This is a genomic window from Bacillus sp. NMTD17, assembly GCF_002998735.1.
Lineage (GTDB): Bacteria > Bacillota > Bacilli > Bacillales > Bacillaceae > Bacillus.
The window spans coordinates 423,865-443,361 of the sequence record NZ_PVRH01000002.1; the positions used below are offsets into that span (position 1 = coordinate 423,865).

General features: G+C 40.9%; 21 protein-coding genes and 1 riboswitch. Of the genes, 2 read left to right on the plus strand and 19 right to left on the minus strand.

Annotation, left to right across the window (positions count from 1 at the left end):
* Positions 1-94 precede the first annotated feature (94 nt).
* The 7 genes from splB to C6347_RS07290 all read right to left on the minus strand — a co-directional run bounded on the left by splB (position 95) and on the right by C6347_RS07290 (position 7,824).
* Complete coding sequence (gene splB / locus C6347_RS07260) at positions 95-1,123, minus strand: spore photoproduct lyase (RefSeq protein WP_060596131.1); 1,029 nt, start codon at positions 1,121-1,123, stop codon at positions 95-97.
* 82 nt (positions 1,124-1,205) lie between these two features.
* The gene (locus C6347_RS07265; RefSeq protein ID WP_003211490.1) at positions 1,206-1,433 is read right to left on the minus strand and encodes a transcriptional regulator SplA domain-containing protein; all 228 of its coding nucleotides are present in this window, start codon (positions 1,431-1,433) and stop codon (positions 1,206-1,208) included.
* A gap of 112 nt (positions 1,434-1,545) precedes the next feature.
* Positions 1,546-3,264, minus strand: a complete 1,719-nt coding sequence (ptsP, locus tag C6347_RS07270) for a phosphoenolpyruvate--protein phosphotransferase (RefSeq protein ID WP_106038798.1) — start codon at positions 3,262-3,264, stop codon at positions 1,546-1,548.
* The gene (locus C6347_RS07275; protein ID WP_003211078.1) at positions 3,264-3,530 is read right to left on the minus strand and encodes a phosphocarrier protein HPr; all 267 of its coding nucleotides are present in this window, start codon (positions 3,528-3,530) and stop codon (positions 3,264-3,266) included. Before C6347_RS07275 ends, ptsP begins: the two co-directional genes overlap by 1 nt.
* Positions 3,531-3,623: 93 nt before the next feature.
* On the minus strand, positions 3,624-5,723 hold the full coding sequence (gene ptsG, locus C6347_RS07280) for a glucose-specific PTS transporter subunit IIBC (RefSeq protein ID WP_106071535.1): 2,100 nt from the start codon (positions 5,721-5,723) through the stop codon (positions 3,624-3,626).
* A 201-nt stretch (positions 5,724-5,924) separates the two neighbouring features.
* A complete protein-coding gene (gene glcT / locus C6347_RS07285) occupies positions 5,925-6,779 on the minus strand; it encodes a glucose PTS transporter transcription antiterminator GlcT (RefSeq protein WP_034662832.1) in 855 nt (284 codons plus the stop codon).
* Between the two features lie 55 nt (positions 6,780-6,834).
* The gene (locus C6347_RS07290) at positions 6,835-7,824 is read right to left on the minus strand and encodes a LacI family DNA-binding transcriptional regulator (protein WP_106071536.1); all 990 of its coding nucleotides are present in this window, start codon (positions 7,822-7,824) and stop codon (positions 6,835-6,837) included.
* Between the two features lie 93 nt (positions 7,825-7,917).
* On the opposite strand from C6347_RS07290, the gene C6347_RS19215 reads away from it, so the two are divergent.
* Positions 7,918-8,061 carry a hypothetical protein gene (locus C6347_RS19215; RefSeq protein WP_162839370.1) on the plus strand — a complete coding sequence of 48 codons (144 nt, stop codon included), beginning with the start codon at positions 7,918-7,920 and terminating at the stop codon, positions 8,059-8,061.
* 53 nt (positions 8,062-8,114) lie between these two features.
* Here C6347_RS19215 and C6347_RS07295 read toward each other — a convergent pair whose 3' ends face one another.
* The 6 genes from C6347_RS07295 to C6347_RS07320 all read right to left on the minus strand — a co-directional run bounded on the left by C6347_RS07295 (position 8,115) and on the right by C6347_RS07320 (position 14,856).
* A complete protein-coding gene (locus C6347_RS07295; RefSeq protein WP_060596127.1) occupies positions 8,115-9,209 on the minus strand; it encodes a M24 family metallopeptidase in 1,095 nt (364 codons plus the stop codon).
* Positions 9,210-9,313: 104 nt separating this feature from the next.
* Positions 9,314-11,233, minus strand: coding sequence for a heavy metal translocating P-type ATPase (locus tag C6347_RS07300; RefSeq protein ID WP_106071537.1), 1,920 nt, complete (start codon positions 11,231-11,233; stop codon positions 9,314-9,316).
* Positions 11,234-11,527: 294 nt separating this feature from the next.
* On the minus strand, positions 11,528-12,016 hold the full coding sequence (stoA, locus tag C6347_RS07305; protein WP_060596125.1) for an endospore biogenesis thiol-disulfide oxidoreductase StoA: 489 nt from the start codon (positions 12,014-12,016) through the stop codon (positions 11,528-11,530).
* Positions 12,017-12,070: 54 nt separating this feature from the next.
* The gene (locus C6347_RS07310) at positions 12,071-13,387 is read right to left on the minus strand and encodes a polysaccharide biosynthesis protein (protein WP_034662848.1); all 1,317 of its coding nucleotides are present in this window, start codon (positions 13,385-13,387) and stop codon (positions 12,071-12,073) included.
* Positions 13,388-13,700: 313 nt separating this feature from the next.
* Complete coding sequence (locus C6347_RS07315) at positions 13,701-14,354, minus strand: cell wall hydrolase (RefSeq protein ID WP_095285075.1); 654 nt, start codon at positions 14,352-14,354, stop codon at positions 13,701-13,703.
* Between the two features lie 307 nt (positions 14,355-14,661).
* Complete coding sequence (locus tag C6347_RS07320; protein ID WP_024424688.1) at positions 14,662-14,856, minus strand: hypothetical protein; 195 nt, start codon at positions 14,854-14,856, stop codon at positions 14,662-14,664.
* Between the two features lie 167 nt (positions 14,857-15,023).
* Here C6347_RS07320 and C6347_RS07325 point away from each other — a divergent pair, with 167 nt between their 5' ends.
* Positions 15,024-15,212, plus strand: coding sequence for a YkvS family protein (locus C6347_RS07325; protein WP_003211747.1), 189 nt, complete (start codon positions 15,024-15,026; stop codon positions 15,210-15,212).
* A gap of 123 nt (positions 15,213-15,335) precedes the next feature.
* Here C6347_RS07325 and C6347_RS07330 read toward each other — a convergent pair whose 3' ends face one another.
* The 6 genes from C6347_RS07330 to C6347_RS07360 form a co-directional block, all read right to left on the minus strand.
* Entirely contained in the window at positions 15,336-15,554 is a 219-nt protein-coding gene (locus C6347_RS07330; protein ID WP_034662856.1) for a hypothetical protein, read from the minus strand.
* Positions 15,555-15,824: 270 nt separating this feature from the next.
* Positions 15,825-16,322: a preQ(1) synthase gene (gene queF, locus C6347_RS07340; RefSeq protein ID WP_003211403.1), complete on the minus strand. Its 498-nt coding sequence runs from the start codon at positions 16,320-16,322 to the stop codon at positions 15,825-15,827.
* A gap of 15 nt (positions 16,323-16,337) precedes the next feature.
* On the minus strand, positions 16,338-17,069 hold the full coding sequence (gene queE, locus C6347_RS07345; RefSeq protein WP_034662862.1) for a 7-carboxy-7-deazaguanine synthase QueE: 732 nt from the start codon (positions 17,067-17,069) through the stop codon (positions 16,338-16,340).
* Positions 17,062-17,502 carry a 6-carboxytetrahydropterin synthase QueD gene (gene queD / locus C6347_RS07350; protein WP_060596123.1) on the minus strand — a complete coding sequence of 147 codons (441 nt, stop codon included), beginning with the start codon at positions 17,500-17,502 and terminating at the stop codon, positions 17,062-17,064. The genes queE and queD overlap by 8 nt, the downstream gene beginning before the upstream one ends.
* A complete protein-coding gene (gene queC / locus C6347_RS07355) occupies positions 17,503-18,159 on the minus strand; it encodes a 7-cyano-7-deazaguanine synthase QueC (RefSeq protein ID WP_024424683.1) in 657 nt (218 codons plus the stop codon).
* A gap of 158 nt (positions 18,160-18,317) precedes the next feature.
* A riboswitch (PreQ1 riboswitch) is annotated at positions 18,318-18,362 on the minus strand.
* 72 nt (positions 18,363-18,434) lie between these two features.
* Positions 18,435-19,478: a YkvI family membrane protein gene (locus tag C6347_RS07360; RefSeq protein ID WP_066030976.1), complete on the minus strand. Its 1,044-nt coding sequence runs from the start codon at positions 19,476-19,478 to the stop codon at positions 18,435-18,437.
* Positions 19,479-19,497 lie beyond the last annotated feature (19 nt).

Consider the following 19,497-nt stretch of genomic DNA (forward strand, 5'->3'; position numbering starts at 1 on the left):
TTTCGCATCTTATTTTGTATATCGGCAAAATTGGTACCGCATTCAATAGTTGTAAGAAAATTTAAATAGAAAAAACAAGCCATAAAGGCTTGCTTTAAGTAAAATATTCAATTTTTGCAGACGGAAAGTACTGATCGATATATGATTCTAACGTCTGTCTTAGTTCTTGTTCCTCATCTTTTTGATAGATATATTTCCCAATTCCATATCTCCCCCACTTGTAACGTCTTTTTTCTTCATCCAATTCTAATTTTGATTTCGGATAGTTTTTTTGGATCACACGCTTCGCTGGTTTTGTAAAACGATGCTGAATCATTTCAAAGGTGATATCGTGCCTGACATCCTCAGTTAGGGCTGCATCGAGCTTTTCAAAAAGAACTTTATATCCTTCCTGCCAGCCTTCGTGAATGTAAATTGGGGCAATAATAAAGCCAAGAGGATAGCCTGCTTTTGCAACCTTAACAGCTGCTTCAATCCGCTGATCTAACGGTGATGTTCCGGGTTCGAAATATTTAATGACATAATCCGCATTGATACTAAAGCGGAATCTTGTTCGGCCATTATGCTTTGCATCAAGTAAATGATCGACATGATGAAATTTGGTGACAAAGCGAAGCTTACCAAGATCAGTCTGGCCGAAGTATTCAATCGCTGCCTTTAGTGTATGTGTCAAATGGTCAATTCCTACAATATCTGAAGTACAAGAAGCTTCAAATCTCGTGATTTCAGGCGCACGCTCGTTCATGTACTGCTCCGCCTGATCTAATATTTCTTCAACATTCACATATGTTCGAATGTACGGCTTACTTCCCATTGTCGTTTGCAGATAGCAATAATGGCAATGCCCCATACATCCTGTCGCAAATGGGATCGCATACTCTGCAGATGGTTTAGACGTATCAAACTTCAACGTTTTCCTCACACCAATGACAAGCGTTGATTTCGCATTACGATACTTTTGCAAGTCATTTTTACCCGGAATATTTCTTACTTGGTTATGTGAAGTCGTTTCTCTTATTTCAATACCCATACCCTCGAACTTTTCCTTCAGCTCTCGTCCTAACGGGTACTCTAACGCCCTTGGTTCAATGTAAACAAGCTGGGGCACAAAAGGTTTGATCATATTTAGCACATCCTTACCTTATAGGTTTTCATACGGTTACTTTAACCGCGCAGGATGGCTTTTATCCTTTCTAAAATCTCCCTTATTCAAACAAATCTTGATAAAGAGCTTCTGCTTCTTCATATGTTGGAAAGACCGCATCATCTGGAGCTAAAGGATGATACGTTTCAAGTAAAAATAGGGCAAGCTCCTCTTCGTTATATGGATGTGAAACAATTTCTGCTTCTTTGATTTGTGCTACGTTTGCTGCATGTGGATTTCGATAAATCACATATACTTGATCACCCGGTTTATAGTCTGAGAAAGGCAATCTGGTCACCTCCATTTTTCTTATAGGATGCCCTTCTCTCTGCCGGATATGACCCAATATGATAAAATTCGACAAAAAAACCAGACAGGGTTACTGTCTGGTTTGAATTCACTTAGTGATGTTGAAACGTTTTCTTCACGAAATCAACCACTTCTTCTGTTGTGCTAAGTGATAAAATATGCTCTTTAAATGATGCAGCTTCTTCCTTAGAAAGCTTGCTTAGCTGTGTTCTTGCTGGAAGAATAGATGTTGCACTCATTGAGAATTCATCTAATCCTAATCCAAGTAGAAGTGGGATTGCGATTTCATCTCCTGCCATCTCACCGCACATGCCAACCCATTTACCTTCTTTATGCGCTGCTTCAATAACAAGCGTAATCAAACGTAAAATCGCTGGATTGTAAGGCTGGTAAAGATAAGACACTCGTTCGTTCATTCGATCAGCAGCCATTGTGTATTGAATCAAATCATTTGTTCCAATACTGAAGAAATCAACTTCTTTTGCGAATTGGTCTGCGATGACAGCGGTTGATGGAATTTCTACCATTATACCGATTTCAATGGAATCGGATACGTCTGTACCAGCCGCAACCAATGCTTCTTTTTCTTCAAGTAAAATGGCTTTTGCTTCTCTAAATTCTGATAATGTCGCGATCATAGGGAACATGATTTTCAAGTTTCCATATGTACTTGCACGAAGTAAGGCGCGTAGCTGTGTTCTGAAAATCTCCTGTTCTTCGAGGCAAAGGCGGATCGCTCTAAAGCCAAGGAACGGGTTCATTTCTTTTGGAAGCTGCAAGTAAGGGAGTTCTTTATCGCCACCAATATCAAGTGTGCGGACAACAACCGCTTTACCTTCCATCTTCTCTAACACTGTTTTATAAGCATTGAACTGTTCTTCTTCTGTTGGAAGCTGATCTCTGCCCATGTATAAAAATTCTGTACGGTACAATCCGACTGCTTCGCCGCCATTTTCAAGTACACCTTTTACATCTTCAGGTGTTCCGATATTTGCAGCTAGCTCTACGTGAACGCCGTCTTTTGTGACCGTTGGCTGGTCCACCAGTTTCGCCCATTCCGCTTTTTGAGCTAAGTAGTCTTCATGCTTTTTTTGATACGCTTTCACTTCATCTTCAGAAGGCTGAATGATGACGTCTCCGCTAATACCATCGACAATGATCAGATCATTGTTTTTCACCGTTTTTGTTGCTTCTTTTGTTCCAACAACTGCTGGAATCTCCATAGATCTTGCCATGATCGCTGAGTGAGAAGTACGACCGCCGATATCTGTCGCAAAACCTTTGACGAATTGTCTGTTCAGCTGAGCAGTATCAGAAGGTGTTAAATCTTCAGCGATGATGATGACTTCTTCAGAAATCATGCTTGGATTTGGAATGTCAACGCCTAGCAAATGTCCAGTTACACGTTTTGTTACGTCGCGAATATCCGCTGCACGTTCCTTCATGTATTCATTGTCCATTGCTTCGAACATGGTGACAAACATTGTCGCTGTTTCTTTTAAAGCAAATTCAGCATTTACTTTATCAGAGTTGATTTTATCCTTTACTGGGTTTAGCAGCTCTGGATCACTTAACACAAGAAGGTGTGCAGAAAAGATATCTGCTTTGTCTTGGCCAAGCTCTTTTAGCGCATGTTCTTTAATTGCTTCAAGTTCTTGTTTAGAAACATGAATTGCTTCTTCAAAACGCTTCACTTCTGTCTCTGGATCATTGATGTCTTTTTGGTGAACTGTTAAATCTGGTTCTTCCAGACGATATGCTTTTGCAATCGCAACGCCTGCTGAAGCACCGATTCCTTTCAGTTGTTGCATTACTCGCCTAGGCCTTCACTTTTCATTGTGTCTTTAAGCGCAGCAAGTGCATCATTTTCATCAGAACCAGAAGCAGAGATTGTGATTGTAGCACCTTTCGCAATTCCTAGAGACATTACACCCATAATAGATTTCAGGTTCACTGTTTTACCATTATATTCTAAGTTGATATCAGCATCATATTTACTAGCAGTTTGTACAAGAACTGTTGCAGGACGTGCGTGAATTCCAGAATCTGCAGTTACTTTGAATGTTTGTTGAGCCATTTTTATCAATCTCCTTTTTATACAATTAATACATCCACAATATTATATCATACTGCCGAGCTTGTCATCTAACAAGAACGGCAGTTATGAAAATTATTTTGAAATTTTCATGATGTTTTCTTGACCAGCTTTGATTTCACCGGGTTCTTGAAGGTCAATAAATTGTCCTTCACCTAAGTTGGTAAATACAATTGGTGTCATCAAAGATGGTACTTCAGACTTAATTTTATCAATATCAACCTCTAAGAGTTTTTGACCGATTTCTACTTGATCTCCCTCTTGTACAAATGCTTCAAATCCTTCTCCTTTAAGGCTGACCGTATCAATACCGAAGTGGATTAAAATTTCAAGTCCACCGTCAGATTGCAGGCCAATTGCGTGTTTCGTTGGGAATACATTTAAGATCTTCCCTTTCACCGGTGAAACCACCGTTCCATCTGTTGGCAAGATGGCGAAACCGTCACCCATCATTTTCCCTGAAAATACTTGATCTGGTACATCTGTAATCGGATGAAGCTCCCCTGTAATTGGTGAAGCAAAAATTTCTTCACCTAGCTCGTTTTGAAGCGGTTTTGCAATGACTTCTTCGACCTGCTGGCTGACTTCTTCTTTTGCAGAAGGGTCTTTCGCTGGACGAGGCGTGCGGCCTGCAATGATGTCCTGCATTTGTGTTTTTAAATTATCAGAGCGTGGTCCAAAGATGGCCTGGATGTTGTTTCCTACTTCGAGAACTCCTGAAGCACCAAGCTTTTTCAAGCGGTCCTTGTCCACTTTCTTCTGATCATTGACAGTGACACGTAAACGCGTAATACAAGCATCAAGGTGTTTAATGTTTTCTTGGTCACCCATTGCTTCAAGAATTTCATAAGGTAAGTCATTACCCTTTTCAGACTTAGCACTATCTGCACCGTCAGCTGCTTCATCCTCGCGGCCTGGCGTTTTCAGATTAAATTTGCGAATGGCGAATCTAAATCCGAAGTAATAAATAGCAGCAAGTACGAGACCAACTGGAATCACAAGCCACCAAGCGGTTCTGTTTGGCAAGATACCGAATAAGAAGAAGTCGATTAATCCCCCTGAGAAGGTCATACCGATTTTCACGTTTAGAATATCCATAATCATAAAGGATAATCCAGCAAATACACAGTGGATTGCAAATAACACTGGTGCAACAAACAAGAATGAGAATTCAAGCGGTTCAGTAATCCCTGTTAGGAAAGAAGTCAGGGCTGCTGATCCCATAATTCCAGCGACAAGCTTTTTATTCTTTGGTTTTGCTTCATGGTAAATCGCAAGTGCTGCTGCTGGCAGACCAAACATCATGAACGGATATTTCCCTGTCATGAATGTACCAGCTGTCAGCTGTACACCATCTTTGATCTGTGCCATGAAGATACGCTGATCACCACGGACAAGCTCACCTGATAAGCTCTTATAACTAAAGAACTCATACCAGAATGGCGAGTAGAAAATGTGGTGCAGACCAAACGGAATTAATGAGCGTTCAATCACACCGAATACAAAGGCAGCAAGCGGCTCATTCGCTGCGAGCAGTCCTGTTGAAAACGAGTTCAGTGCACCTTGAATTGGCGGCCAAATGACTAGCATCAAAAGCCCTAAAATAAGTGCTGAAATAGATGTAACGATTGGAACAAAACGTTTACCAGCAAAGAAACCAAGATATTGCGGGAGCTCAATTTTGTAAAATTTATTATACATATAAGCTGCTAATACCCCGACAATAATCCCGCCGAAGACGCCGGTAGACAAGGTCGGAATGCCGAGCATATTAATATACGCTGGATGGCTTTCCTTAAAGAACTTAGCCAATTTGATGGAATCGGATGGAATCGATCCATTGGCCATTAATACGGCGCTCATTGTCACGTTCATGACAAGATAACCGATAATTGCGGCAATCCCTGCCACACCGTCTCCATTAGCAAGACCGATGGCAACCCCTACAGCAAATAAGAGCGGAAGATTCGAGAAGACAATGTTCCCCGCATTTTCCATGACACTTGCAACAAGCTGAATTGTATCATTGCTTAAAAATTGAGCCACATCAATCAGCTGCGGATTTTGCATCGCATTCCCAAGTGCTAGTAAAATACCAGCAGCAGGAAGGATCGCAACTGGAAGCATAAGTGCTCGTCCAATTTTTTGCAACACACCAAAAAGTGATTTAAACACTGGTTGAACCTCCTTTTGTTTTCGCTTACAACATACATGTGGGACGCTCCCTGACGTACATTTCATAATTAACCGTTTACATTTCACCTTCAAACACAAAAAAGGCATGGTGATATAAGGTTGCGCAAATAACAGGATCTTATCCTGTATTTACCTTAAGTCACTCATGCCTGATCGAATCAGTTACACGTTTCAAGGAAACTATGAAATTTTATTTGTCAATCTGTACAGATGAAGTGTCAGGTAGACAGCCTCCGCATCCTGTACAGGCTTTTTCAATGCATGTTGTAATATTTTGATCATTTTCCAAGCAGTATTGTAGCATAAAGGATATTCATTTTTCAATAGATGAAGCAATTTTTCTGGCTCCTCTAATGATTCTTCCCGTTTAATGCGCTCAATCGAAAATGTAATATGGCGCAATAAGCGTAAATAATGAATACTTTCACGGTCTACTTTCATATGAAATGAATCTTCTATGACTTGGACCATCTGCGTAATAAGCTGCGAATGACGGTTCACCTCAGATAAGGGCCGATTCGTCAAAGCTGAGTGAATATGGAGCGCAATAAAACCAATCTCTCCTTCTGGCAGCTTTGTTTCGACATCTGAACGCTCGTTAATCAGCTCAACGACTTCCTTTGCGACCTCGTATTCTTTCGGATACAGCGATTTAGTCTCAAGCATAAAGGGATTGGTGATATCATATCCTTGCTGCACCCGCTTAAAACTAAAGGCAATATGGTCAGTCAGGGCAATATGAATATGCTCATTCAAACGGTGCCCCATTTTTTCTCGTATATGATAAATGACGTCATTGGCAAGCTCGATCATGTTCTCATCAATGTGGTGAAGCAGCTGTTTATATTCTGTTTGTTCTTTTGTATTTTTAAGTACAAACATTTTTTCAAATGTGTCTTGATCGAGAACATCACCCGATTTTTTCCCGAAGCCGATTCCTTTCCCAATTAGAACCACTTCGCCCCAAGAAGGGTGTCTTGCGATGATGACATTATTATTTAACGCTTTATCAACGGTGAAGGATTCCATGAACATCCCCACCTCCTTCTTATTCAATCCCTCTTATCGTACAAAACAGATGAAACGTGCGTCAACGATTGTTTTTGAAAACGGTGGTTGATCGCTCGATCAGGCGAAATGGCAGCATTCTTTTTTCTGGTGTCTCTCCCTTTACGGCCCGGTCGAACAAGTCAAACGCTTCCTGACCCATACGTTTAAGCGGAATATCAATGCTGGAAATCCCCAAAGCCTCACTCAATTGATCATTTTGAAAGCCGAGTATGGCTGGAGATTCTCCTACTTTTATATCATGACGCTGCGCCTCTAATAAAAAGCCTGCTGATACGTCGTCATTTGTGATGAATAATGCTGTGGGGCGATTCTTCATCTCCTGCCACTCTGTGAATAATTGTTTTCCATCAAAAAGTGTGAGCTTCCCTTCGATGATCCATTCTTCATCAATCTCCTGCCCGAGCGATTTCATCATATTTTGATAAGCTTGAAGTCGTGACTGGCTGTTTGCGCCTTCTATTCTGGCTAGAACAATCGCGATTCGCTGATGTCCGCATGCTACTAAATGATGCAGCCCTTCTTTAAATGCTTGATCATGTGCAATCGACACCGTTGAGCAGTCTTCAAAAGGCGCCGGATGGCAAAAAATAATAGGCCCGGATTCCTGCCACCTTAAAATGTCTCGATCACTTAACGCATTTGAGCAAAAGATTAACCCATCCACGCGGCGCTCTTTTAAACTCATCAATGCTTCTTTTTCTTTTAAAGGATCATACCCTGTTTGAAATAAAGCAAAATGCATACCGCGCGCCTGTGCTTTCTCGGCAATCCCTGTGACAAGTCTGCTGAAATAAGAATGATCAATCGTTGGAAGAACAATGCCAAGCATATTTGAATAGCCCTTTGCTAAATGTACAGCCTGAATGTTTCTCGTATATTTGAGCTCTTTCATCGCATGTAGCACTCGTTCTCGTTTTTCTTCTTTGACATAAGGATGATCATTCAACACACGTGATACAGTTGTCACAGATACGCCCGCTCTTTTCGCAATCTCCCTTATGTTTGGCATTTTTTCTCCTACTTTCTCTTGATATGGTAAGCGTTTCATACTTTAAGATGTATGTGAGCTGAACAAATCACTGGATGGAAAGGGGAATTCAAGATGGGTATCATCATATGGATTATATTATGTATGACTGTTTTGTTTTCTGCTCGTTTTGCACTACATCCTTTAGGAAAAGAACATAAAATCAAACCGTTTGAATCAATTGATGATTTTTTTGTTGATAAGGATCGAAAAGAGTGACAAAAAATCACGATGACACTTCCAAGACATGGACGTTCATCGTGATTTTTTTATTACTTGATGATCGTCAGCTCTTTCGGATAATTGGTTAAAGTGACTGGACCATCTGCTGTGATCAGTACATCATCTTCAATTCTGACGCCGCCGACTCCTGGAACGTAGATCCCCGGTTCGATCGTATACACCATGCCTTCTTGGAGAAGATCATCATTTGCCTGGCTCATAGAAGGAAACTCATGAACAGACACCCCTAGACCATGCCCAAGGCGGTGAGGGAAATAGGCCCCATATCCAGCTTCTGTGATCAGCCCGCGTGCTTTTAAGTCCAGGTCTCCAATTCTCACGCCCGGCTTACTCATTTCAAGTGCCGCCATTTCTGCGTTCAGGACGGTTTGATAGATGTCCTTTTGCTTGTCAGAAGCTTCCTGATAGATGAATGTTCTTGTAATGTCTGAGCAATAGCCATCAACAATGACACCAAGGTCAAATAACACAAAATCGCCTTTTTTTAAGGCTGTCTGCCCTGGATTTCCGTGAGGCTCTCCTGATTTTTCGCCAAAGAGAACCATCGTCGAAAAGGACATGCCTTGAATGCCTTTTTTCTTTAGCTCATATTCAATGACAGCGAGCACTTCTGTTTCGGTGATTCCTTCTTTTAAGGCGTCCACCCCAATTTTCACACCTTCATCTGCCAATTGAGCGGCTTTTTTCAGTGTAGCAATTTCAGATTCATCTTTAATCAGTCTTAGCTGATTGAGCTCTTCTTCTGCCCGGACAAAAGTTTCTGCCCCAGTGGCAGCTTGAAGCTGCTCTGCTCTTTGAAGCGGAATCGACTCTTTTTCAATTGCAAGTTGAGTTGCTCTTACACCGCGTTTTTCTACTGCTGACTGAATGAAATCAAATGGATTCTCATGGTCTTCATAACCAATGATATCGCCTGACCATCCAGCATTTTTCGCCTGCTCGACTTCCATTTTAGGCAAAACAAAAAATGGATCTGCCTCTTGAAACACAAACAGCCCCATTACTCTTTCATGCGGCTCTGTGAAGTATCCAGATAGATAAAACACATTTTCCTTTGTATGTATAAATGCACCTTGAATGTCTTTTTCCTTTAGCCAAGAAGACAAGCTCTTCATTCGGTTCATCGTGATCCTCCTCACACGTTTTTCTACTGATCTATTGTATCAGTTTTTGCTATATTTCGCACAAAAGCGCACTGGCAGAAGCCAAGTGCGCTATGATGATTCGCTTAAGATGCCCGAAGAAGACGCAGTCCATTTAAAATGACCAAAATCGTACTTCCTTCATGCCCGATGACGCCAAAAGGCAAATCAAGCACTTGTAAGAAATTCGCACAAATTAACAAACAAATCACCGTTAATGAGAAAATGATATTTTGCTTAATGATTCGATTCATCTTTCTTGAAAGACGGATCATCTTTGTTAAGTTATTTAAATTGTTCTTCATTAAGATCAGATCTGCTGTTTCTAAGGCCACGTCTGTGCCTCCGCCCATCGCAACCCCCACATCTGCTGTGGCGAGTGCCGGTGCATCATTGATTCCGTCTCCTACCATGATGATGGAATTACCTTGTTTTTTAAGTTGATTGACCTCATGTACCTTTTCATCTGGAAGGCACTCAGCGACAACCGTTTGGATGCCGGCTTCCTGCGCAATGGCTTCAGCCGTTTTTTGCTGATCTCCTGTCAGCATGACGGTTTGTATGCCTAAATCATTCAGCTCTTGAATCATTTTTTTAGCTTCAGGTCTAATTTGATCCTTAAGGCCAAGGCAGCCAACGACTTCTTGATCCTTTTGAACATACACCACTGTGTATCCTTTTTCAGAAAGATAATCTTCCTTCTCTTCGATCTCGCGGTCCATTGAAGCCTTGCCGGCAAAGTCTTTCTTCCCAATCCGCCACGTTTCTCCATTCAATTGTGCCTTTACACCAAAACCAGAGGTTTCTTCAATGGTGACATGAGCTGATCTTTCTATGTGGTGCTCTTTTGCCATATCAGAGATCGCTTTCGCTAACGGGTGGTTTGATTGACTTTCAATTTGATAAAGCGCCTGATAAAAAGCAGCTTCCTCTTGTCCTTTAGCTATCACAACTTGATCTACAGCCGGCTTTCCGCTTGTAATCGTCCCCGTTTTATCAAAAGCAATCATGCTGCTTGTGCCTAGCTTTTCTAAAAAGACGCTTCCTTTGACAAGCATTCCGTTTCTTGCGCCGTTTGAGATCAGTGACAAAGCAGCTGGCATAATGGATGCAACAAGCGCACAAGGTGATGCAACAACCATAAATACCATGGCCCGGTAGAAGGTTTCACTCAAGCTCCAGCCTAGTACAAAATGAGGCAGAACCATTAAAATCGCGACGGTGATCAGTACACCTTTTACATACGCACCTTCGAATTTTTCAATAAATGCCTGGCTTGGTGACACACTTTCCTGAGCCGATTCGACAAGTTTAATAATTTTATGGAAAAGCGTTTCTTCATTATGTTTAGTGACTTCTACTGTTAAGGAACCATTTAAGTTCACTGTTCCTGCAAACACGTCTTCGCCCTGCCCTTTTTCTTGTGGTACAGACTCGCCCGTGAGCGCAGATTCATCTACACTTGTTCTCCCGCTTAAAATCACACCATCTGCTGCAATACGTTCCCCAGCTTTGATCATGATACGGTCACCTGGTGTTAAAGATGAAGCAGCGATTTGAATGGTCGTGCCATCTTCTTCAATTAAAGTCGCTTCATCTGGTGCGATGCTCATTAAAGCTGTTAAATCCTTCTTGCTTTTATTTGACGTATACGTTTCAAGCGCACCACTTAGTGAGAAAATAAAAATTAAGATAGCGCCCTCTGCCCAATATCCAATGATAGCTGAGCCAATGGCTGCGAAAATCATTAAAAGTTCAACATTCAAGCTTTTAGACGAAATGGTTTCTTCAATTCCTTCCTTCGCCTTTGCAAAACCTCCAATCATAAACGCAAGGATAAATAAAGGAATACTCCACATGCTCTCATCCTTTAGAATCCATCCAATCAAAATGAGAATCCCCGAGATACCTGCTGCTATTAATTCTCCGTGCTGTGCCCATTGATGAAGGGACCATTTCGATTCCTTTTGATTTGTTGTTTGATAAAGTGCTGTATTCTCATTCATGATTGTTTTCTCCTCTCTAATTGATAATGGTTTTCACATCATCAATCGTTGCCCGTTTCCTTTTTTCATCTATATTTTCTGCTATTTCAAGCTTTTTATAGGTCTGTCATTCATTATAACAGGTTCTGATCAATTTTCAATTAATAATTATTATAATTTCTTTTTGATAATAATTATCATTATTGATGTGGACCATTCCGTCTCTTCTGAGCACAGTTTATTCAGATGAAAAGCAATTGAACACAAAAAAGAACCAAAGGAATGAGCCTTGGTTCTTAACAATAAGGTTTCGTTCTAAAAATCCGTCCACTCTTTGATTTGTTTTTTCGTCAGTGGACCTACATGATTTTTCACTATTTCCCCTTTTTCATTTATCAAAAAGGTGGTTGGAATGGTGATGATTTGGTATTTCTTCATCATTTCTCCGTGCTCATCTAGAATGACCGGGAATGTAAACTTTCTGTCTTTCACAAATTGGGCAACCGCATGTTTACTTTGTTCAGCCCCTAGTAAATTCACGGTTAAGATATCAACATCACTCTGATTTTCTTTCACGATTTGGTCAAATACGGGCAGCTCCATTTTACAGGACGGGCACCATGTTGTCCAAAAATGCAGGATGGTCTTTTTTCCTTTCGGCGGAATCATCTGCGTATCACCAGTTAATGTAGAAGCCTCTATCCTTGGCGCCATAACGGATTCTTTTGCTTCAGCATCGTTGCCTATGAGTAATAGAAGCAGGGTCATCATGAGAAGCCTGGCGGGTAGACATTTACGATTCATCAGGATCTTCCTTCCCAGTTTTCTTATAGCTTGCCCTCTCGATCACAATGACATTCAAGCTTTTTTCATTCTAAGAAACATGGAAACGCCGAGCTCCTTACATATTGTCGCATAATGCAGTGCAGTCAGCAGCAGCATCCCCGTATTCATCCCTAATATAACCCCCATCATATTTAAGCTTTCAATTGAACCAAGAAAATAGACCATAGAAAACGAGACGACATGCACCCATATATTATGTAGGAACACATCTTTAATGAGCCCCATACCGATTAAACACGCTTGAAATGGCATCACAAACAGATGGCATAAAAAGTACGGCCAAAGCAGCTGTAAATAGACAGCAGCTTGCGGTGAATCAAAAAAGAGATGTGTGAGCGGATAAGCAAAATAATACATCACCATCACTGCCGGCACCCCGTACCCAAACGTAATGAGTATTGCCTGCCTGACACGTTTTTTCACAAGATCATACTGACCTAATGCATAGGCTTCAGATACATTGGGAATCATCACAATCATGATGGAATGGGCGATAAACGCCGGGAAAAAACCAATCGACATCGCGACACCAGCCAGCATGCCGTAATGATCAACAGCAAGTGTGCCAGAGATGCCTGCTGCAATAAGCGCTCCTTTGATTAAAAACGGTTCAACCGCATTGGCGATCGCATGAAAAATCCGCATGCCCGTTGTCGGAATGGAGACGGCTAAGAGGCGCTTTCTCACGTCAATCCCTCTTAATTCAACAGACCTGACATTGACAGCATTTTTCGCCATGACGTATTGGGAGTATAAATAAATAAAGACGACGAGATCACTCGCGACAATGACACCGATGGCAATGAGTACCGCTGTTTCAATATCAAACGAATACCAATGAAAAAACAAAAACAAGCAGATAAGCTGGATCGTTTTCTTCAGCATATTGGCGAGAGCGATCCTGCCCATTTGCTGCTTTCCCATAAAATAGCCGCGTGCGATAGAGGTAAACGCAATAATCGGAATAAGAGACAGCACCAGCCCTTTCATGAGCGGATGATATGACTGAAATACAGGAATGAACGGCAGTACAATCGCTGCGATCCCCGTTGTTGTACATGTCACCACAAGCGTCATTTTAAACGCATGGCGGAGCATACTTTTGTGGAGCCGCTCATGCGATTCTGCAATGAATTTAGAAATGGAGACTGGCAGCTCTAAGCTGGCGATCACAAGGACAAGCATGATGATTGGAAGGATACTCATATATAGACCCATTCCATGTTCTCCAAGCTCTCTCGCTAAAATCATATTGACTAAAAACTCTATACACTCCGCAATGAAAGCTGCGACAGATAGCAGAATGACCCCTTTTACAAATCGATTCATGTAGCCTCCCCTTTGTCTAAAAGCAAATTCTTTTCACATTCTATGAGACAAGTCCTGAAAATATTTTGATAATTGAAGACAAAAAAAAGAGCGATCTGATTGATCGCTTTAGAATATTGACAAAGGGCTAAAAATGATCTTTATTTTAGCCCTTTGTCTTCCTTTCAGCGTGATAGAAAACCTTTGAAGTCTAGGAAGGACGAGCACTGGCGCGGAGCGAATTTGACATTCGTGAGCACCGGAGCGCAGACCTGACAACGAATGCGAGGGTTTGTCTACACGCTGGAGCGATCTGATTGATCGCTTCTTTTCTTTATACGGCAAATACGTGACGACCGATACGTTCTACAATTTTGCGGGAACGAATCCAGTTATCTGTTGCCGTTTTGGGATTATAAAAATAGATGGCCTTTGTTGTTCTGTCATGTTCTTTCACTACCTGTTTCACAGCTTTAACAGAATCTTGATCTGCTTTATCATGAATACTTCCATTCGATACTGGCTGGAAAGCATTTCGCTGATAAATAACACCTTTGACACTGTCAGGAAACGAGCGATGCTCCACCCTGTTTAAGACGACGCTTGCCACAGCTTTTTTACCTGCGTAAGATTCACCTTTCGCTTCAGCGTGTACCAATCGTGAGAGTAGCTCCATTTCTTCATTAGAATAGCGTTTGGCGCTTTCCTCATTCGTCGTTTCTGATTTTACTCTTTTCTTTTGCTTCGTTTTTGAAGACTTTTCTTCTGTAGACGTACTAAGCATTTTGACTTTCGGCTGACGCTTCTCCTCTGAAAATGCTGGGATGACTTGATCGTGATCATCTTGATCTATATATGAAAGCTCATGCTTAACAGGTGCTTGTGAAAGTTCGTGACTTAATGTGCCTTGCTGCTCTTGTAGGTTGTCCATCTTCATGGCTGCGACCAGCATAAGGATGACAAAAAGAGCTGTATGAATTTTCATCATTCGCCTCATTCCTCCTTTAATCAAAATAGGCGGTAAGATACTTGTCCACTCTAACAAGAGCTCCTTCTATTTTCACGCACAAAGATTTGCATGCCTGTCCAAATTCCGTCATTAAATGGAATTTATTAGTTTGATCGCTTATAAACTGGCATTGTTAGCGCTTAAAAAGGTCCTGTTTCCGCCTATAATCATCCTTATGCACCTGATTATGGGTTATTACATTTTCTTTTCAGATGTATCAAGCTCGTTTGAAGTGTGACAAAAGAACTAAAATAAAAAAGCTTTCTCTCATTCATGAGAAAAAGCTTTAGCTTCTTGCTTCTGTAAGATATTCAAAAATAACATCTCCACCATGTTTCGCAATCCCGCGAAAATGCTTAAAATCATCTTGATTCACCAAGACCGAACGAAACGTTAAAAAATCATCTTTTTGGATGGTCACTTGCTTTTCCGTCCCATTTCGTAACGATTCAAGGATTGTGAGGATTTGTTCTTCAGTCAAAAAAACCGCTCCTTTACAGCCATCATCAAATATTAAATATACCATCCGTTAGGAAAGCATACAACGAAAACGAAACAAAAACGTCTTTATCCTTTACATTGGTATGAAAATATTGCAAAATACTTTTTAATAGGGAATGAAATCTGTTTTTAAAGGAGAGGGATCGGTTGAAGATTGCAAAAATTGGAAATGTGATCGAATTTAGAAATGGTTTAACAGGTGTAGTTGAAAAAGTGAATGAAAACTCTGTCATTGTGGATGTCACCATTATGGACAACTATAGAGATTTAGAACTGGATTCACTAACAGTCGTTAATCATAAAAACTATAAAATCATCAAAGACTCCGTACATTAATTTGCAATCCTCAATTCAGACTATCGTTACATACGTAAATACGAAGCAAAGCTGCTCTCGTTTGACAGTTTAGCTCTCTTTGACAATCACATATGAAAAAGACTGACACTATATGAAGCGGTGTCAGTCTTTTTGCGTATGAAAGGTTTGCATTTCCGCTTTCGTCTTGTACATGTCAACTTCCTCGGGGGTGATAACGCCTTTATCAATCAAAAGTGCAATCACTCCAAGCAATGTGGAGGCACTCCATTTATATCGTTCTTTGTTTTGATGTTCGAGCATTTGAAGCTCTTCTCTTAGCTCCATCAGCAGCTTCTCTGTCTTTTCTTCTTTGTTTGCCAACTCAAACGCCTCCGTTTTCCGTTCATTGCCCCCTATTTTATCTCAAAGCAAATAGGATAAGCAAAAAACACGATTTATCTTTACAAACATACGTTCTGTCATATATAATATGTTTACGAGCTGGTAGCCCCCAGCCGTCCTAGCAAGTTCTATTCCCATTTGTATGAGAAGAGCGACATGACTCTTCTCTTTTTTTATAAGTTCAGCCTGATTGATTCATTTTAACCCCGTAAAAAAAGACATGTCATCAGGCATGTCTTTTCCTATTGATTAGCGATTATCAATCGTTTCTGGATACATATCATGGTTCATCATACGATATGATGCCATTTCTTCATATTTGGTACCAGGTTTTCCGTAGTTCGTATACGGGTCAATTGAAATACCGCCTCTTGGTGTAAATTTGCCCCACACTTCAATGTATCTTGGGTCCATCAATTCAATGAGATCGTTCATAATAATGTTCATACAATCCTCATGAAAGTCACCATGGTTACGGAAGCTGAACAAATATAATTTTAGTGATTTACTTTCGACCATGATTTCATTTGGGATATAGCTGATATAAACTGTCGCAAAATCCGGCTGACCTGTTTGCGGACAAAGTGACGTAAATTCTGGGCAGTTGAATTTCACAAAATAATCTCTATTTGTATGTTTATTCGGAAACGTTTCAAGCACTTGTGGTGCATAATCAAACAAATAATTGGTCCCTTGATTTCCTAGTAAAGTGACACCTTCTAATTCTTCTGGTTTTCTTGTCGTCATGTCTTCTCTTCCTTTCTATACGCCTCGTTTATTTCCCCACAATAATGTGTGCAGCTGCGGCAGCACTCTTACGCGATTTAAGTCTGGATCTTGCGCTACTTGATCGACAAGCGCTTCATATCTCTTTAATAAATGCGTCAATAAGTACGCATCATCACCTGTCGTCGTGTCATCATTTCCTACCTGCAGATAAAAAGGAAGCTCTGGATATTTCGCATGAACATCCTTTGCATAGGCTAGATCATGATCGTCAAAGATCACGACCTTCAGGCTTGCATGCTGCAATCTATTTCCGCTTTTCAGCTCATCTATGATTCGTGTTAGTTTCGTAAAATCTGTTTTCATATTTGAGCTTGGCGGCTTCGGAGAAATGGTTAAATCATCGATTTTCAAAAACCAGTCCTGATACATCGTCCCTTGTGTTTCAAGCGCTGTATCAATTCCTTCTTCGTGCAGCAAATCAATAAGTGATTCCATTTGTTTTAAAAGCGCAGGGTTCCCCCCTGAAATGGTGACATGAGAAAAAGCCTGTCCGCCTATTCTTTTTAATTCTTTGACAATGTCTTCTGCGTGAAGCCACTGAATGTCATGCTTCGCTGAGCCATCCCATGTAAAGGCGGAATCACACCAGCTGCAAGAGTAGTCACAGCCAGCTGTTCTGACAAACATAGTTTTTTGTCCAATGACCATCCCTTCTCCTTGAATGGTCGGACCAAAGATTTCTAATACAGGAATCGCTTTAGCCATTGTTTTCAACTCGTTTCGGCCGGTAAATGCAGTAGCTTGTTGGAGTCTCCCTCACAAACACCTGAACACATACCGGTTTGTTCGCTAAAGTCGATAAATACGCTGCCACTTTGTCATGGACTGTCTTTGCCACAACCTCTGTAGTAGGCATCGCGTATGGATCGGTTGACGAGAACTCTTCATGATCATTAAGCAGTGTGTGATCATACTGACCATGAATGAGCTTCTTCAATGTACTGAAATTGACAAGGAAACCCGATTCATCTAGCTCGTCTCCCGCAATGGTTATATTGATGGTGTACGTATGACCATGTACGCGGCTACAAGCACCTGCATCTTCTCTTGGGATGAAATGGGCAGCCGATACATGCATATCTTTGTTCAATTCAAATGAGTATGGATGATTCGTTTGTGGATAGATTTGAGAAAGCACTTATTTTGCCTCCTTCATTTCCATATAAGTGTCATAGCCATTTTTCCGAAGCTTACACGCAGGACATTCCCCGCAGCCATCAGAAATGATGCCATTATAGCAAGTGAGCGTTTCATTTTTTACAAAATCCAGCGCATTCAGCTCATCCGCAAGCTTCCATGTTTCTGCTTTATTGAGCCACATGAGTGGTGTATGGATCACAAATGGTTTTTCCATCGCCAAATTCACTGTGACATTACAAGACTTTACAAACTCGTCACGGCAATCTGGATAGCCGCTAAAGTCTGTTTCACATACACCGGTGATAATATGTCTTGCTCCGATTTGATATGCAAGAATAGAAGCGAAGGATAAGAACACTAAGTTTCGTCCTGGTACAAATGTGGAAGGCAGCTCTCCTTCTTTTTCCTCAATGTCAATGTCATCTCTTGTTAAAGCATTTGGTGCAAGCTGATTCAAAAGAGACATATCTAATAGATGATTCTTCACACCTAACTTGTCAGCAATTCTTTTGGCGACATCAATTTCTTCTTGATGACGCTGATTATAATGAAAGGTCACGGTTTCTACCTCTTCGAATTGTTGAAGTGCCCATAATAAACATGTCGTACTGTCTTGTCCCCCGCTAAAGACAACGACTGCTTTTTCATTTTTCATTTTCTGTTCTCCTCCTTTTGCAGATCTATACAATCGTACAAAGCTGCATCTGAAAGGCTCTTGAAAACCCCTATTTTCTCAAAAGAAAAGACACCTTTACAAGTGTATGAGGTGTCCCAGCCATAAAAAATAAAAAATGCCACATCCAAGGATACGGCAAGTCCTTAGTTTTTTATAGAGGGTTTTGCTAGAACCTCTCCCGTTTTACACGGATTTTTGTTCAATTTTCACAGAGGATAGTGTACCACATATTTTTCATGCAGGCTATCCCTTCTTTACTTATCAAGAGATGCAGGCACTTTTTTTAGACAAAGAAAGAGGATAAAAAAGATGCTCACATAGCCAAAAATAGGATAAACCGTTGATATCAATGTACCGTAACCGATTTTACTAATCACATAGCAGCATAAGAGAATAAGGGATATTGTCATGACACTGTTCATTCGTATATACGCCCTCACTTGTCTCTCGAGTCCATATAAATTGCCTATGACGGATGTAAAGACTTCGCCGAAGATCACAAATAAATAAATGAGGTGAATGGAGTTTGCTACTTGATACACTACCTGAGCCATTGGAATATCAAACGCCTCCAGCATATTTAATGAAGAAAGAGATAAAAAGCATGCCAGTAAAATAAGGGTCAGCATGACGCCCCCAAGCACAGCTCCCTTTTTAATCACCGCTTCAGAGGTCATTTCATTTGCGACGGGCACTAACACTGCTTGAGAAAGTGCTAAATTAAAAGCTCCATATGAGATAGCTGATAAAATCCACTCTCCCTCACCCATTTGAAGCGCAAGAACATAACTTTCACTACTGCTAAAAACGAATGAATCAAGAAATACGATCAATGAAAAGAAAATAAGCATTGGGACGACGAGAACATTGACACCAAATAATCCTTTTGAACCTTTCAAAAGCACAATGACGCTCAGAATGATCGTCAAAAAGATTCCATATTCCTTTGATATGCCAAGCTGCTCTTCAAAAATAGCCCCTGCGCCAGAAATCATCACTGAAGTGACGCCTAGTAAAATAAAAAACATGACGACATTAATATACCTGCTTGCAGCTGTGCCAAATAGAAACCGGTTCATATCTTGATAAGACTCTGCTTCAATTCGTTTAGAAATGAGCATCATTTTTGCACCAAGTCCAGTAAAAATAGCGCCGCTAATCAAGATTCCGAATAGTCCAATCCAGCCAAAACGAACAAAAAATTCTACGATTTCTTTTCCTGTCGCAAACCCAGCTCCAACCACTGTTCCTACATATAAAAAGGCAAGCTGAAAAGCGGATTCATTTGAACGTTTCATGTGACCCCTCCGCACCCAT

Bases quoted from the DNA above. Each gene is read 5' to 3' on its own strand.
- C6347_RS07290 (WP_106071536.1), bottom strand. From the start codon at position 7,824: ATGCCAAACATAAGGGAGATTGCGAAAAGAGCGGGCGTATCTGTGACA.
- stoA (WP_060596125.1), bottom strand. From the start codon at position 12,016: ATGAATCGTAAATGTCTACCCGCCAGGCTTCTCATGATGACCCTGCTT.
- splB (WP_060596131.1), bottom strand. From the start codon at position 1,123: ATGATCAAACCTTTTGTGCCCCAGCTTGTTTACATTGAACCAAGGGCG.
- ptsP (WP_106038798.1), bottom strand. From the start codon at position 3,264: ATGCAACAACTGAAAGGAATCGGTGCTTCAGCAGGCGTTGCGATTGCA.
- C6347_RS07275 (WP_003211078.1), bottom strand. From the start codon at position 3,530: ATGGCTCAACAAACATTCAAAGTAACTGCAGATTCTGGAATTCACGCA.
- queC (WP_024424683.1), bottom strand. From the start codon at position 18,159: ATGAAAAATGAAAAAGCAGTCGTTGTCTTTAGCGGGGGACAAGACAGT.
- C6347_RS07300 (WP_106071537.1), bottom strand. From the start codon at position 11,233: ATGAATGAGAATACAGCACTTTATCAAACAACAAATCAAAAGGAATCG.
- queE (WP_034662862.1), bottom strand. From the start codon at position 17,069: ATGGCTAAAGCGATTCCTGTATTAGAAATCTTTGGTCCGACCATTCAA.
- C6347_RS19215 (WP_162839370.1), top strand. From the start codon at position 7,918: ATGGGTATCATCATATGGATTATATTATGTATGACTGTTTTGTTTTCT.
- C6347_RS07295 (WP_060596127.1), bottom strand. From the start codon at position 9,209: ATGAACCGAATGAAGAGCTTGTCTTCTTGGCTAAAGGAAAAAGACATT.
- glcT (WP_034662832.1), bottom strand. From the start codon at position 6,779: ATGTTCATGGAATCCTTCACCGTTGATAAAGCGTTAAATAATAATGTC.
- C6347_RS07360 (WP_066030976.1), bottom strand. From the start codon at position 19,478: ATGAAACGTTCAAATGAATCCGCTTTTCAGCTTGCCTTTTTATATGTA.
- C6347_RS07310 (WP_034662848.1), bottom strand. From the start codon at position 13,387: ATGAATCGATTTGTAAAAGGGGTCATTCTGCTATCTGTCGCAGCTTTC.
- C6347_RS07315 (WP_095285075.1), bottom strand. From the start codon at position 14,354: ATGATGAAAATTCATACAGCTCTTTTTGTCATCCTTATGCTGGTCGCA.
- queF (WP_003211403.1), bottom strand. From the start codon at position 16,322: ATGACGACAAGAAAACCAGAAGAATTAGAAGGTGTCACTTTACTAGGA.